13 protein-coding genes are annotated in these 13,748 nt (G+C 64.9%); 2 read left to right on the top strand and 11 right to left on the bottom strand.

From position 1 onward, the window contains the following. The first annotated feature begins 2 nt into the window (after window positions 1–2). Window positions 3–728 (top strand): hypothetical protein, encoded by a 726-nt coding sequence (locus UB48_RS16495; protein WP_045198937.1) that lies wholly within the window; start codon window positions 3–5, stop codon window positions 726–728. Between the two features lie 73 nt (window positions 729–801). Then, on the top strand, window positions 802–1,581 hold the full coding sequence (locus UB48_RS16490) for a YcxB family protein (RefSeq protein WP_275559977.1): 780 nt from the start codon (window positions 802–804) through the stop codon (window positions 1,579–1,581). On the opposite strand, the gene UB48_RS16485 is transcribed toward UB48_RS16490, so the two are convergent. From UB48_RS16485 to UB48_RS16435, 11 genes are all read right to left on the bottom strand, one after another. Then, a complete protein-coding gene (locus UB48_RS16485; protein WP_045198935.1) occupies window positions 1,482–2,411 on the bottom strand; it encodes an AEC family transporter in 930 nt (309 codons plus the stop codon). The two genes, UB48_RS16490 and UB48_RS16485, sit on opposite strands and share 100 nt — an antisense overlap. A 5-nt stretch (window positions 2,412–2,416) precedes the next feature. Then, the gene (locus UB48_RS16480; RefSeq protein WP_045198933.1) at window positions 2,417–3,469 is read right to left on the bottom strand and encodes an FAD-binding oxidoreductase; all 1,053 of its coding nucleotides are present in this window, start codon (window positions 3,467–3,469) and stop codon (window positions 2,417–2,419) included. Next, window positions 3,459–3,809, bottom strand: a complete 351-nt coding sequence (locus UB48_RS16475; RefSeq protein WP_052676533.1) for a cupin domain-containing protein — start codon at window positions 3,807–3,809, stop codon at window positions 3,459–3,461. The genes UB48_RS16480 and UB48_RS16475 overlap by 11 nt, the downstream gene beginning before the upstream one ends. Then, window positions 3,806–4,975 (bottom strand): CaiB/BaiF CoA-transferase family protein, encoded by a 1,170-nt coding sequence (locus tag UB48_RS16470; RefSeq protein ID WP_045198930.1) that lies wholly within the window; start codon window positions 4,973–4,975, stop codon window positions 3,806–3,808. Before UB48_RS16470 ends, UB48_RS16475 begins: the two co-directional genes overlap by 4 nt. Next, window positions 4,972–6,516: a methionine--tRNA ligase gene (locus UB48_RS16465; RefSeq protein WP_052676532.1), complete on the bottom strand. Its 1,545-nt coding sequence runs from the start codon at window positions 6,514–6,516 to the stop codon at window positions 4,972–4,974. The genes UB48_RS16470 and UB48_RS16465 overlap by 4 nt, the downstream gene beginning before the upstream one ends. Further along, a complete protein-coding gene (locus UB48_RS16460) occupies window positions 6,509–7,798 on the bottom strand; it encodes an acetyl-CoA carboxylase biotin carboxylase subunit family protein (RefSeq protein WP_045199087.1) in 1,290 nt (429 codons plus the stop codon). The genes UB48_RS16465 and UB48_RS16460 overlap by 8 nt, the downstream gene beginning before the upstream one ends. 11 nt (window positions 7,799–7,809) lie before the next feature. Further along, a complete protein-coding gene (locus tag UB48_RS16455; protein WP_045198927.1) occupies window positions 7,810–9,168 on the bottom strand; it encodes a lysine N(6)-hydroxylase/L-ornithine N(5)-oxygenase family protein in 1,359 nt (452 codons plus the stop codon). A 52-nt stretch (window positions 9,169–9,220) separates the two neighbouring features. Beyond that, on the bottom strand, window positions 9,221–10,357 hold the full coding sequence (locus tag UB48_RS16450; RefSeq protein ID WP_052676531.1) for an FAD-binding oxidoreductase: 1,137 nt from the start codon (window positions 10,355–10,357) through the stop codon (window positions 9,221–9,223). Further along, window positions 10,354–11,691 carry a KamA family radical SAM protein gene (locus UB48_RS16445; protein ID WP_045198925.1) on the bottom strand — a complete coding sequence of 446 codons (1,338 nt, stop codon included), beginning with the start codon at window positions 11,689–11,691 and terminating at the stop codon, window positions 10,354–10,356. Before UB48_RS16445 ends, UB48_RS16450 begins: the two co-directional genes overlap by 4 nt. Before the next feature lie 238 nt (window positions 11,692–11,929). Beyond that, the gene (locus UB48_RS16440; protein WP_045198924.1) at window positions 11,930–12,817 is read right to left on the bottom strand and encodes an oxaloacetate decarboxylase; all 888 of its coding nucleotides are present in this window, start codon (window positions 12,815–12,817) and stop codon (window positions 11,930–11,932) included. Between the two features lie 9 nt (window positions 12,818–12,826). Then, window positions 12,827–13,732, bottom strand: coding sequence for an amidohydrolase (locus UB48_RS16435; RefSeq protein ID WP_045198922.1), 906 nt, complete (start codon window positions 13,730–13,732; stop codon window positions 12,827–12,829). Window positions 13,733–13,748 lie beyond the last annotated feature (16 nt).

Here is a 13,748-nt window from a genome sequence, read left to right as displayed (position 1 = left end):
CAATGGACCCGACCGACACCCAGGCCCTGCAGCAACTGCGCAGCGCCATCCCCATCGGCCTGCGCCATGCCCTGGCCTTGCTGGAGCGCTGCGCAGGCGACCCGCAGCAGGCCGCCGAGTGCTACAAGGCCGAGCTGCTGCAGATGCTGGTGGACAGGTCCGGGCTGCCCGCCGATCAGGCCCGGGCGCACCTGCATGGCGCAGGCTATGACCTGAGCCGCGCCTTGAGCGCCATCGAGCACATGCGCTACAGCCTTACCGAGCGCATCTTGCGCCAGCATCACCAGGACAAGGGCCGCGCCCTGGACCTGATTGCCCAGGCGCTGGAAACCGCCGAGCAACTGCCGCGCCCGTACTGGCTGGACTTCGCACGGCTGGAGCAACTGCCCCCGGCTACCCGCTGCTTCATGGTGTTGCACGAATGGCTGGCCTTCGAGGACTGGGAAGGCTTTGACTGTGCCCTGCACTTTCATTTGCCGCAGGCCATCGCCCAGCTTCGGCACCTGCAGCGGGATGCGCTGGCCGATACCCTGGACCAGGCCGAGCAACGCCAGCAACAACTGCGGGCAGCCCATGCCGGGGGCGAAAGCGCCGCAGAGCTTGCCGTTCGGGTCAACCAGGATGCGCTGTTCAACACCTGCCAGCAGCGCTTCAGTGAGCAGCGCGCGCACCTCGATGAGTGCCTGTACGCGTGGGTAGAGCGCCATATCGAGCAGTTCCCCGCCTGAAACGGGGTCGTCAGGCTGCAAAAGCCGGTAGACTGCCGCCCCCACCGAACACGGACCTCGGATCAACGCCGCCATGGAACTGCACTTCAGCATCACCGCCGCCCATCTTCACACCTGGATGGCCGAACGGCTCGAGCATGAATTGCTCAAGCAGGACCAGCAACAAGCGCGGGCCATGGCCACCTTTGCCCGTTGGCAAAGCCGCCTGGTCGGCCCGCTGATGTTCACCCTGTGCCTGGTCGGCGGCCTGCTGGCGATCTATTTCCCCGAACGACGCTTCACCCCGCAAAAAGTCATCACCCTGGGGCTGTTCGTGCTGCTGTTCATCCCGCTCTGGTGGCGTTTTTCCGGGCGCTGGATCAAGCACCTGCAAGCACGCATCGCCGCCAACCACGCCAAGCCCCGGGCACCGTTGCGCGGGCTCAATCAGCGGCTGATCGAAGCCCGCTTGCGCGCGCCGCTGAAATCGATCGAAGGCAGCTATTGCCTGCGCTTCGACGAGCAGGGCTTTAGCCTCGACAAAGCCGGCGTCGGCACCAGCGTCCTGGCCTGGGAGCAGATCGTGCAGGTGCAGGAGTCGCCGTACTGCTACCTCGTGGCCAGCGCGCCGATGGTGAGCCAGGGCCAGTCCTTGGTGATTGTCAAAGACAGCGAGCTGATGCCGCCTGAGCAATACCAGCAAGGCTTGCGTGCGTTCCTCGGCCACTGCCCGGTGGCGCCCTCGACAATCGTTGAGGCCACCGGGCACACCGATCAGGGTACGGCCATCACTGATAGCGAGCCGGCCAGCAGGAACATCGGCACGAACGACAGCACCGTGGACACCGCCACGACGAACGCCATCAGCCGATGATCGCCACCATACTGGGTTGCCAGCACATATGAATTGCTCGCACAGGGCGCTACCGAGTACAGCAGCACCAGCGTCGCGACCAAGGGCGGCACGGGCCAGGCGCTGATCAGCGCATAGGCCAGCAGCGGGAACAGCCCCAGGCGGATGCTGGCGGTGAGCAAGCCGGTCTTGCACAAGCGGGCAAACTCGCCGCTGGGTATCTGCAAGGCCGCCCCGACGCAGATCAGGCTCAACGGCAAGGCCGGTGCACCCAGTGCGCTCAGCGGCTGGGCAAGCGCTTGCGGCAGCAGCACGCCGCTCAGGTTGAGGGCAAGCCCCGCGCCACTGGCGAGGATCAGCGGGTTGAGGCAAACCTTCAGGACAATCCCCCACACCGAGCCGTCCCTGCTGCCGAACGCCAGCAATACCACGGTATTGGAAATCGCCACCATGTAGGCAACCACCACCGCTGCAACGCCGTAGTCCTCGGGCGTGAGCAACTGCGAGGCCACCGACAGGAAGATGAAACTGTTGAAGCGCACCGAGCCCTGCATGATCGAGGTGAAGGTTGCATGCACCACGCGCAGGTAGCGACAGCCCAGCAGTACGCCCAAGGTAATCACCAGGGTGACCGCACCGAGGATCAGCACCGTCGATTTGGCCGTGCTGCCCATGGTGCCGGCGGTGGCGATGGTATGCACCAGGTACGCCGGAAAGAACAGCCAGTGGGTGAGCTTCTCGGCGCCCTTCCAGAAGCCGCTGTCCAGCCACTCGCCACGCCTGAGCACGACACCGATCAGGATCAATATGAATGACGGCGCAATGGCCGCCAGCGCTGTTGCTGCATGCATGATGCTCAGGTTTCCTTGCAATGATTGATAAAGCCCGGGGCGCTGGCATCGGCCAGCAGCCCGACCGCCACCAGCGCTTCGTTTGCCAGCGCCGGGGCAAAACGCACCCCCGAGCCGGAAGCACCGACCAACGCACAGGCGCCAGGCCCGCCGGGCAGGCACACGACCCTGGGTTCGCCATCGGCGCAGTAGCTGTCAAATGCCGCGCGCGCGCGCAGCGAACGGATGGGCAGGCCGGGCAGCTCTTGTTGGAGAATGCTCTGCGCTTCGCGCGCTTCGTCGGGCAAGGCTTCGACGCGACCGTCAGCGACAGCGCGCCAGTCGGCAGAGGTGATGCTTAACAGCCAGCCATCGCGGCGCTGGTTGGGCATCACAAAGGCCTTGCGCGCTGGCATGTAGATGACCCCTTGCGTTGGGTCCGGTAGCTGTGCAGCTTGCAGGTCGAACGCCACGATCTTCTTGATCAGGCTGCCCGGGATTGCCCCCAGCAACGCGTTGCTGCGGGCACCGCTGGCGAAGATCACGCGCCGCGCTGTCACCGCGCCGGCGCTGGTCTGCAGGCACCAGGCACGGCCATCGCCGTCCAGTCGCTCAACCCGGGCGGCAAGCCGGGTCAGGCGACCCTCGCCAGGTGCCAGGTAAGCGCTCACCAGGCCCGGAACATCGATGACAAAGGCATGCCCGGCCTGGAACAAGGCCGGCTTGGCCGAGGCGCCGCGGTACTGGTGCATGAGCGCTGCCAGGCGGCCTTCGAGTGGCTTGGCGTCGAACAACAGCGGCCTTTGCCCCTCGCTGGCGACAAAGCTGAACGCAACCTTGTCGACCCCCGGCCAGCGCTGGCTCAGTGCCTGGTAATGGGCGAAGGCCAGCTCCGAGCGCCGGCGCCGGCTGCCCGCGCCGCAAAACGGCGTCACCAGGCCCGCCGACAGCGCCGAGGCACTGGCGCGCTGGCCGTCATCGACCAGCATCAGTGACAAACCGGGCAAGCACTGGCGTACCCGGGCCACCAGGGTCGCGCCGACAATGCCGGCGCCGACCACCACCAGGTCAGCCTGCATGGACATTCCACCAAACGGTGCTGATGACCAGCGGTTGCACACCATCATTGTGAATCTGGTGCTGGTGATGCGGCTCGAACAGCAGCACATCGCCCTGCTCGACCCGCAGCGTGCTGCCCTGGTATTCCAGCACCCCGCCGCCGTTGGCGATCATCCAGCATTCGCGTACTGCGTGCTTGTCCGGGCGCGAGGTGCACTGGGGCGCCACGGTAAACAGCCCGCCCCTGAACGGCGTGACCCCTGCGCCCAGTCCGGCGAAGTCCGCCTGGCGCAGCACCACACCCGGTACATGCGACTCGGCGGGCAGTGGCTTGACCTTGGGGTTGGCAATGCCGTTCATGCTTTTACCTCCCGAATGGAGCGTGACAGTTGCTTGAGGATCGCCTCGCGATCCTGGTCCAGTGCCGGTGCGGCGCGACGCTTGCGTGGGTCAGGCGCGTCAGAAATCTTGATCGGCGAACCCACCAGGCGGTAGCGCCCCACTTGCGGGTCGTCGATGTCGATGAGCATGTTGCGCTCGGCCACCTGCGGATGGGCGACGGCCTGGTCGACGCGGTTGATCGGGCCAGCGGGCAGCCCGGCCGCAGCGAAGTGCTCGGTCCAGGCGCTGACCGGTTTTGCCGCCAGGGCGGCATTGAGCGTCTGTGCCAGCAGTGCCTCGTTGTCCTTGCGTGCTTCGGCGCTCGAGAAGCGCGGATCGAGCAGCATGTCCGGGCGCTCAATGGCCTCGCACAGCACGGCAAACAGCTTGTCGTTGCCGGCCGCGATGATCAGCCCGCCATCGAGCGCCTGGTACACGCCAAACGGTGGGGCGATCGCCGGCCGGTAGCTGCCCACCGGCCCGGTCACCTCGCCAGTGGCGAAATAGCGCCCGATGAAGTATTCCATCAGGGCCAGCTGGCAATCGAACATGGCGATATCGACCTTCGCGCCATGCCCGCTGTGCTGGCGCTTGAGCAAGGCCATCAGCAGCCCGCAGGTAAGAAACAGGCCAGCGCTGATATCGCCGATCGACACCCCGACGCGCACCGGGGTGCGTCCTGGTTCACCGGTGACGCTCATGATCCCGCCCATGCCCTGGACGATCATGTCGTAGGCGCGCCGCTGGGATGACGAACCGGTGTGCCCGAACCCCGAGGCGGCGCCGTAGATCAGCCGCGGGTAGCGCGCATGCAGGGTATCCCAGCCATAACCGAGCTTTTCCATGGTGCCTGGGCGAAAGTTCTCGGTCAGCACATCGGCGTGCTCCAGCAGGTCTTCGAAGATCTGCCGGTCTTCGGCCTTCTTCAGGTCCAGGGCGATGCTTTGCTTGCCGCGATTGAGCGACGAGAAATAGGCAGACTTATTGCCAAACCACGGGCCATAGGCGCGGGCGTCGTCGCCCTTGCCCGGCTGCTCGACCTTGATGACCCGCGCCCCATGGTCGGCCAGCAGCATGGTACAGAACGGGCCCGCCAGTACCCGGGTCAGGTCGACGATGAGCAATCCTTCAAGGGCAGGTTTCATGAGCTGGCCTCCAGTTGGCCGTTGGCGACGGCTCGGGTTGCAGCGCGGCGTTGCTGCTTGAACGCCTGCACGCTGACCTCACCCGGCTGCCCTAGCCTGTGCCAGATCGCCTGCGCCAGCGTCGGCAGCAACGGACAGGCCAGCACCGCCAGGCCCTTGAGCCACCAGTACCGACTGTTGTCGTCAGCCAGGCTGGCGAACAGCGCCTCCCAGCCGGCGATGCTGCGGCTCACCGCCTGCGGATCGAAGCTGGCGAAGGTCAGGGCCTGGGCCTGCTCGGCGTAGGCTGCATCGAATGCAGCCATCACCGGCGCATCGACCGCCGCAGCCTTGGCGGCACCGCCGAGTGCCGTGTTCACCCGCTCGATCAGGCCCGCGTAGCGGCCATTGAGGAACTGCTCGAAGTCTTGCCGGGTGAAATCCGTGCGCTGGTGAATCGGGCTGGTGCTGGCCAGGAAGTACCTCAGGGCATCGCAAGGTACCCGCCCTTCGCGGGCCATGTCCTCGACCCACACCGCCCAGCCGAGGCTGGTGGAAAACTTGCGCCCCTCCAGCGTGTAGAAGTGGTTGATGAGAAAGTGCTCGAACGGCTTGGAAAGGCCGTCGGCCATGGCCATCGCCTGGATGCTGACCAGGTGCGAAACACTGTTGTCGATGCCAAAACCATTGACCGTGATGACCGGCGAGTCGCGATCGAACGGGTTTTGCGCCAGGCCCGTCGCCCGGGCAAAGCAGTCGCCGACAAAACGCACCGCGCCAAACAGCAGGCCATGGCCAAACAGCGTCCGCGCCTGGCCGTCCAGCTGATAGGGCAAGCCCCATCCGGCATGGTTGGTGACCCGTACCCGGGCTGGCAGCCGGCTTAGATGGCGCCGGGCGATGTCGATGAATGGGTCTGGGGTCTGGGTGGCCTGCAACTGCGCGAGCAGCGCCTGCGGCTCGCGGATCTGGAAGAACAGGTTGTCCAGTGCCCGCGCGGGCACCTCTTCGCCCCAGCGTGCACGTGGCGCGCGCACCTGGTCCGGCTCGAAATGTGCGCCGCAGTCTTCACAGAAGAACCCGGAAATGGCCTGATCGCACTGCGGGCAGTGCCCGGTCAGAAAGCTGCCACTGACAAACGTCTGCCTGGCGGTGGACCACGGCATTTGTTCTTCGACGCAGCTCACCTGGCCCTGGGCGCTCAAGCGATCGACCAGGTCGACATGCGCGGCCAGGTATTGCTCGCGGTGCTCGGGGTCGAGCGGATCGACGAACAGGTCGACCTGGATGTTCATGTAGGCCAGGTCGTTGATGATCCCTGCGCAGCTTTCCTGGGCCAGCGACGCGGGATCGACGTCCGCCTGCTGGGCGCGCAGCGGAATGTAGGAGTCGAAGGGGTCGCTGGCGCAGACGATGCTGGCCCGGTGGCCTTCGCGGCGCAGGTGGCGCGCCAGTATGTCCAGGTTCAGGTACGGGCCGGCGACGTGGCCAAGGTGCAGCCGGCCGTTCGGCGCCGGCATCGCCGGTACCAGCAGGTATTGTTTTGCCGTGACCTCAGACATGTGACGCCTCCCGTTGCTGAACAATGTCCACCTTGACTTCGCTGGCCAACTGCCCGAGCACCGCGTGGATATCGTCCTCCAAGGCGCACTGGGCAATCAGATAGGCAATTTCGTAGGCCTTGAAGCGCTCGGCGGGCAAGGCCATTTGCGCGCCCTCGCCGGCCACCACCTGAAGAAAGCGCATCTCGCTGCGTTTCCACAGGCGTTCGTAGCCTTCGACCCGGGTCACCTGGCCGGTGCGCGGCGGCATGATCACCCGTTGCCCGGCGCGGGTAGCGGCGCTGGCGATGCGATCCACGCAGCCGTCCGGGATCACCCCGCACGCCAGTTGCAGCACGGCCTGATACGGGGAGTAGCCCAGCAGGCTGTTGGGCAGCAGGTGCGAGTTGATGAACTCGCCGCCCAGGCGCCCGCCGATCTCGAGGATCTTCGGCCCTTGGGCGGTGACCATCAGGTCGACATGAAAGCCGCACCAGTCAATGCCGGTGGCCGCGACCGCCGCGCGAACCATGGCGCAGATACGTTCCTGCAGCGCGCCGTCGAGCTGCGAAGGTGTGGTGTTTTCGTACTGGATCGGGATCGAGCGGTCGAATGTCTTGTCGATGATTGCGTTGATCACCACCCGGCCGTCGGCGACCAGCCCCGACACCGAGTGCTCGCTGCCGACCAGTTGTTCCTCAAGCAGCGCATGCTCGCCATACAGCGCGTACATCTCGCCTTTGTCCGCAGTGTTGTAGGCACGGAAGGCGCGGTACACCTGCAGCGCATCGCAGCCTTGGTCGAGCACAAAGATGCCGCGGCTGCCCGAGTTGCCGGCAGGCTTGAGCAAGGCTGGCAGGCCGACGCTTTGCAGGCCGTCAAGGAACGCCTGTTCGTCGCTGACCACGGCGTAACGGGGGTTGGCGTTGGCCACCGCGTCCAGGCAGCGGCGCGTGCGCGCCTTGTCACGCACATTGGCAGCGGCCTCGGCCGAGCTCCCCACCAGGCCCAGGCGCTGGCTCAGGCGGCTGGCCAGTTCGACCTCCAGGTCCTTCCAGGCAACGATGCCTGAGAGCGTGATGCGCTGCTCGTCGAGGTAGCCAAGAATCGCCTCCTGAGCGGCGTCATAGTCGCCCAGGCGAGTGGCGATCAGCCCTGCGCAACCCATGGACTTGAACACCTCTGGCGTGGGCGTGGCAACCAGCACTTTGAAGCCAAGCGCATGGCCCGCGGCGATTTCGGCGATCCTTTCGCCGGCCAGGGCACGGGTGTCGAGATAGAGGATGTAAGGTGCTTCAGACATGATGTGGTCCTTCATTCAGTCAGTTGTTGGTCTTGCATCAGGAACGTCGGCGGCGCCGCTTCTGCGCCCCACTCGACCAGCCCCGGCGGCGTGCCGACGTCGTAGTGCGGCTTGCCGAGCACGGCATTGGCGATCTTGGCGCTGCGCCAGGCGGCCAGGCTCAGGTTCGGGTCGGCGATGCCGCGCAGGTGACGCGCGGCGTTCTGGAAGAACAGCCGTGGGTGGTCGGCTCGCGACCATTTCACCGAATAGTCTGCGCTGAGCTCGGGCAGGCCATTTTTCGTTGCCATCTCGAAACGCAGCGGCTGCAGCGCTGCCGGCATCTGAAACTCGGAACCGGTCGCCAGCAGCACCAGGTCGGCACCCAGGTTGCGCGTGCCGGTGGCATTGCCGATACGCAGCGCCAGCCCGTCGTCGACCGTGCGCAGCGACTCCAGGGTGGACCCGGGCAGCAGCCGGCAGAATTGATTGCGCCCCTCGATGTAGGTCACCTCGTAAAGGCGCCGGTAGATGCTTTCGAGCAAGGCCTGGACCACCCCGTCACTGGCCATGTGCTGCTGGGCGAGTGCGCCTTGCCGTTGCTCGGCGGGCAAGCCGAAAAAGTGATCGCTGTAGCCGGGGACAAACCACTCATTGACAAAGGGCGAGTCGTCCATCGGCAAAAAGTTGCTGCGCCGGCTGATCCACACCAGCGACGCCGGTGCGCTCGCTTCTGGCAGGTTGAGCATCATCTGCATCAGTTCCGCCCCGCTCTGGCCGCCACCGATGACCACCACGCGCTTGCCGCTCACCTGCGGGGCCTTGACCACGAACTGTGAGGAATGCATCACCGCCGGCCCCAGGCAGGCTTGCGCACACTTGGGAATGAACGGCCGCTGGCCGGCACCGACCACCAGGTTGGCGGTCCTCGCCGTGCCCTTGGCGTGGTTGATCACCCACTCGTTGCCATCCCTGGACACCCGCAGCACCTCACTGTCGAACGTCAGGTTGTGCAGCGACCGGCAGACCCAGACCATGTACTGCTCGAACTCCTTGCGGCGCACCGTGGGAAAGCGCGCGTTAAGGAACGAGTAGAACCGCTCGGTATTCTTCAGGAACGCGATGAACGAATACGGGCTGCAAGGATCAGCCGGGGTTACCAGGTCCTTGAGAAAGCTGGTGGTCAGCGAAGAGTTCACATGCATCATGCCCTCGTGCCAGCGAAAGTCGGCACGGCGCTCGAAGAACATGCTCTTGAAGCCTTTGCAAGGCTCCAGCAACGCCGCCAGGCTCAGGTTGGCCGGGCCGATGCCCAGGCCGATGACGTCGAAGCGCTCGCCGTGACGCGACACGCCCTTGGCGCCTACCGACGGGATTTCATAGGTATTCATGGATAACACACTCCCTGCATGCTTCAGGAAACCGCAGCGCGCCCGGGCGGGCTCAGCGCTGGTGTGATTGCATCGGTTGCGAGCCCGTGGTGACACCGGCCTCGGTCGCCATCCTTGCCAACTGCCGCCCGCACTGCACGGCCGTGGCAATGCCACTGCCGCAGTACCCACCGCCCCAGGCCACCGGGCCGCTGGCCCCCAGGCGCGGCAGGCCGTTGTCGGTAAAGCCGAGGCTGCCCGACCACACCCTGGCCACCGGGATTGCCGCAAGAGACGGGAAATAGCCCGCCAGCCGCGCCTGCAAGGCGACGACCACGGCCTGGGGGCTGGCATCCAGCGGTACCAGGCCCAGGCGACTGCCGAACAACAAGCGGCCGTGGTGCACGCGAAAGTAATCCTTGTCGGCGGTGGCGGTGCCATAGACGCGGGCACGCCGGGATATCAGCTGCAAATCCCGCGCGCCGAGCACCTGGCTTTCGCACAGGTGGGTCTGGAACATCGTCAGCGGTTGCAACGCAGCCTCTGTGCAGAGGCCCCAGGCTTCCTCGCTGGCGATCAGTACCCGCGCCGCGTTGACCCGCGCCGCAGGCAACTGCAGGTTGACCGAGTCTGCCTGCGGATCGAGCGCAAGCACCGGGCTTGAGTAGTCGATGCGCACGCCAAGGGCCTGGGCGTGATTGCGCATGGCAAGCAGCAGACCGGCGGGATCAATCAAGGCAAAGTGCTCATTGAGCAGCCCCGCCACCACCCCTTGCGCAGCGGTTTGTGCACTGACCTGACGGGCGTCCAGCCAATGCACACCGCCGCCAAACAGCGTGCTCGCCTCGGCATGACGCTGCTTGAGCGTGCGCGCCGCATCATCATCCATTGCCAGGGTAATGTGCCCGGGCTGACGCCACTGGCAGTCGTATTCGAAGGTGTCGATCTGGCGCTTGAGTTCGCTGATCGGCTCCAGCACCGCGCGCAGGCGCTGCTGCGCATCGGCGCCTTGGGAGCCTTGCGCGTCGCGATTGGGCAAGGCCGGGGGCATGGCCGCTACCGAGCCGAAATTGAAGGCGCTGGCGTTGCCCGCCCATTCGCCGCGTTCGAAGACGCGTACGCCAAAGCCCCGGCCAGCCAGCTCGATTGCCGCACTCAAGCCACAGTAGCCGGCGCCGATGATGGCCATTTCGCAGGCCAGCGCCTTCATGCCTCACCCCGTACGAGCGCTTGCGTAGCTTGTTGTGCTCCTTGCTCGACGAACCGGCGGTATTGGGCCTCGAAGAAAAACTCCGACTGCCCCTGCGGCGGTTGCAGTTGATCGAGCCAGCAGGCGGTCTCGCTGTACCTGGCCAGGAACGGCTTGCCGAGCCAGCGGGTATCGCGCGCCTGAATAAACTTCAGCAGGAAATAGCGTTGCCCTTGCAGGTCGAGGGTTCCGCTGACCTCGACCTTGCCCGGCCCGGCGCTCATCGAGGGGCCCCGCGCGGTTTTCGCCAGGCCCGAGACGGATTCGATGGCCTCGTTGTAAATCGACAGGGCCCGCGCCAGGGGTACCTGGAAGTAGTCCTGCGGGCCGGTATCGCGCTCCACGAACATGTAGTAGGGCACGATGCCCAGGCGCACTTGCTGCTCCCAGTTGCGTTTCCAGGTGCTGGCACTGTCGTTGATGTGCCTGAGTACCGGCCCCTGGGCACGGATCACGATGCCCAGTTGCTGCAGGGCAAACACTGCTTCCTCGGCGACTGGCGTGGTCAGTTCCCGCCAATGGTTCAAATGGGCCATGAGCGCGACGTTCTTGCCGCTGTCCACCAGGCGGCGCAACAGCGCCATCAGCTGCGGCGTATCGGTGTCGCTGACGAAACGGTACGGCCAGTAGCTCAGTGCCTTGGTGCCGATCCTGATGGTGGTGACATGGCTCAGCGCCGGCTGCAGAAACGGTTCCAGGTAGCGCGTCAGGTGCGCGGCCGTCATCACCATGGGGTCGCCGCCGGTGAACAGCACGTCGGTCACCTCAGGGTGGCGCGCCAGGTAGCGGTGCAACTGTTCGCCATCGTTTGAAGCAAACTTCAGCGACTTGTCGCCAATGAACTGCGGCCAGCGAAAACAGAAAGTGCAGTAACTGTGACAGGTCTGACCGTGGCTGGGAAAGAACAGCACCGTTTGCGCGTACTTGTGCTGCACCCCTTGCAGCAGTTGCCCGTCCAGGGAAGGCGCGTTCAACTGCTGGTGCGCCGGGTGCGGGTTCATGCCGTCGCGCACGCGCTGGATGAGCGCGTTAAGTTGCTGTTCACCGACCTCGTTGCGTACGCAATACGCCAGTTGTTCGAGGTCTTCGGCGTCAAGCATTTGCGCCTGGGGAAAGGTCAGGCGAAAGATCGGATCGTTTGGCACATCCGTCCAGTCGATCAGTTTGTTGACCACGTAATCGTTGACTTTGAACGGCAGTACACGTGCCACCAGGCTGATGGATTCCATCAGGTGGGGCGCATGCCTGACCAGTTGCGGGATCTGCCCGAGGCGCTGATGGCTGAATACACGCATGGGCGGCGACGCCAACTGCGTTCGACGTGCACTAGTGCTCACGTTACAGGTGTTACTTGCTGAAACTTTCGTAATCAGGTTATCCATAACCACTTCCGACCTCAGATTATTAAATATTGTATTGAGTCAGTTTTCAGACGAAGGAAACCGCCACCGAAACTTCAGGGTCTCGGTGTTTCACACGTTGTTATTCAGATGCACGCAAGGACGTTGATACGCGGCAGGCGCCGCAGTTCAATTACCTGTCAGGCGCAGCGTAGTGACGCTCAAGTTGATCAAACATCGTCTTGTTCACCAGGCGCTGGCGCTCGGCGAACGGCACCACCAGCGACGGATCTTCGTCCAGGCGGCCGTCGCGCAGCAGCGTAGCCAAGGCGCGTTGCATGCCCAGTGAGGCGCTCTGCAGGCCGGCATTGGCGTAGAGCACGATGCCGTAGCCGAGCGCTGCCAGCTCATCGCGGCTCAAGGTCGGGGTCTTGCCACCGATGACGATGTTGATCAGGTTCGGCGTGCTGAACAGCGCCGGCAGGCGCCTGATGTCCTCGAGGCTTTCGGTGGCCTCGATGAACAGGATATCGGCACCCGCCTGCACATAACGGTGGGCGCGCTCGATGGCCGCCTCCATGCCTTCTACCGCGCAGGCATCGGTGCGGGCGATGATCAGCAGGTTCGGGTCCTGGCGGGCATCGACCGCCGCCTTGAGCTTGCCGACCATCTCGGCGCAACTGATCACTTCCTTGCCATTGAAATGCCCGCACTTCTTCGGCAGCACCTGGTCCTCGAACTGGATGGCATCTGCCCCGCTGCGCTCCAGCACCCGTACCGAGTGGCGCACGTTCAGGGCATTGCCGAAGCCGGTGTCGGCATCGACGATCAGCGCCAAGTCGGTGGTATCGCGAACCCGGGCGGCATGGGCAGCCATCTCGTCCAGCCCGACGAAACCAAGGTCCGGCAGGCCGAGCGCCATGTTGGTCACCCCTGCGCCGCTCAGGTACAAGGCCTGAAAACCGATATCGGCAGCAATCCGTGCGCTCAGGGCATTGAATACACCGGCGACCAGCAGCCCCTGGCGGGCTTCGACCTGGCGACGAAAAGCGGCTCTGCGCTGCAAGCTTGAAAGGCTCATGGAAACTCCTTATGGATTGAACTTGAACAGTCTCTTCGGGGTTTGGCACACCACGTCGTGGCGCTCGAGCGGGTCAGGCACCCAGTCGGCCAGCGCCGACTTCGCCGCGGCGTAATCGACCCATTGGCGGTGCTGGGTATGAGGCCAGTCACTGCCCCAGAGCAGCCGCTCACTGGTAAAGGCCTGCATCAAAAGCCGCGTGGCCCGTCGCCCAAAGGCCCGGCCGCCGGGGTCGGCAGCCGGCTGCGCACAGCGATAGGCAGCCGACAACTTGACCCACAGCCGGGCGCTGTCGCCCTGGCGCAGCAAATACTCAAAGCCCGGGTCGGCCTCGGCCTGGCGTGGGTCCGGGCGGCCAAAGTGGTCGACCACTACCTTGCAGCCGCTGGCCAGCAGTACGCTGAGCAGGCCCGGCAGGTCCTGGGCCTGGCACTGCACCTCGACGTGCCAGTCCAGGGCCTTGATGCGTGCCAGAAAACCTTGCCACAGCAGGCTGCGCAGCGCCGGCAGGGGGACACCGATCAGGTTCAGCCGGACGCCGACCACACCCTGCAGCGCCAGCGCTTGCAACTGTGGCTCGTCGATATCCGGCGCGACCACCACCACACCACGAAAGCGCGACGGATAGCGTTCGAGCGCGGCCAGCAGAAAGGTATTGTCGGTGCCAAGAAAACTCGGCTGTACCAGCACGCCATGGGAAATCCGGTTGGCTGCCAGGTGGCGGGCGTAATCATCCACGCAGGCGTTGTAGTCCGGCGTGTGTCGCCGCTCTGGAGCCAGGCGCAAGCCCTGGACGAAAACGTGAGCGTGGCTGTCTATCGCGCTGATCACCGCTGCGCCTTGTGCGCACCAACGATCGGCAAACCCTTCGGCGGTGTGTGCCTGGCTGATCGTCCTTTCGCCATCCTGGGTCATTGCGCTTCCTTGTTAT

The sequence above is a fragment of the Pseudomonas sp. 2(2015) genome (genome assembly GCF_000955865.1).
Lineage (GTDB): Bacteria > Pseudomonadota > Gammaproteobacteria > Pseudomonadales > Pseudomonadaceae > Aquipseudomonas.
The sequence above is the reverse complement of the archived record's forward strand: the minus strand, read 5'-3'. Positions and strand labels throughout refer to the sequence as shown.

Bases quoted from the DNA above. Each gene is read 5' to 3' on its own strand.
- UB48_RS16485 (WP_045198935.1), bottom strand. From the start codon at position 2,411: ATGCATGCAGCAACAGCGCTGGCGGCCATTGCGCCGTCATTCATATTG.
- UB48_RS16440 (WP_045198924.1), bottom strand. From the start codon at position 12,817: ATGAGCCTTTCAAGCTTGCAGCGCAGAGCCGCTTTTCGTCGCCAGGTC.
- UB48_RS16490 (WP_275559977.1), top strand. From the start codon at position 802: ATGGAACTGCACTTCAGCATCACCGCCGCCCATCTTCACACCTGGATG.
- UB48_RS16465 (WP_052676532.1), bottom strand. From the start codon at position 6,516: ATGTCTGAGGTCACGGCAAAACAATACCTGCTGGTACCGGCGATGCCG.
- UB48_RS16480 (WP_045198933.1), bottom strand. From the start codon at position 3,469: ATGCAGGCTGACCTGGTGGTGGTCGGCGCCGGCATTGTCGGCGCGACC.
- UB48_RS16450 (WP_052676531.1), bottom strand. From the start codon at position 10,357: ATGAAGGCGCTGGCCTGCGAAATGGCCATCATCGGCGCCGGCTACTGT.
- UB48_RS16475 (WP_052676533.1), bottom strand. From the start codon at position 3,809: ATGAACGGCATTGCCAACCCCAAGGTCAAGCCACTGCCCGCCGAGTCG.
- UB48_RS16455 (WP_045198927.1), bottom strand. From the start codon at position 9,168: ATGAATACCTATGAAATCCCGTCGGTAGGCGCCAAGGGCGTGTCGCGT.
- UB48_RS16435 (WP_045198922.1), bottom strand. From the start codon at position 13,732: ATGACCCAGGATGGCGAAAGGACGATCAGCCAGGCACACACCGCCGAA.
- UB48_RS16470 (WP_045198930.1), bottom strand. From the start codon at position 4,975: ATGAAACCTGCCCTTGAAGGATTGCTCATCGTCGACCTGACCCGGGTA.
- UB48_RS16495 (WP_045198937.1), top strand. From the start codon at position 3: ATGGACCCGACCGACACCCAGGCCCTGCAGCAACTGCGCAGCGCCATC.
- UB48_RS16460 (WP_045199087.1), bottom strand. From the start codon at position 7,798: ATGTCTGAAGCACCTTACATCCTCTATCTCGACACCCGTGCCCTGGCC.
- UB48_RS16445 (WP_045198925.1), bottom strand. From the start codon at position 11,691: ATGCGTGTATTCAGCCATCAGCGCCTCGGGCAGATCCCGCAACTGGTC.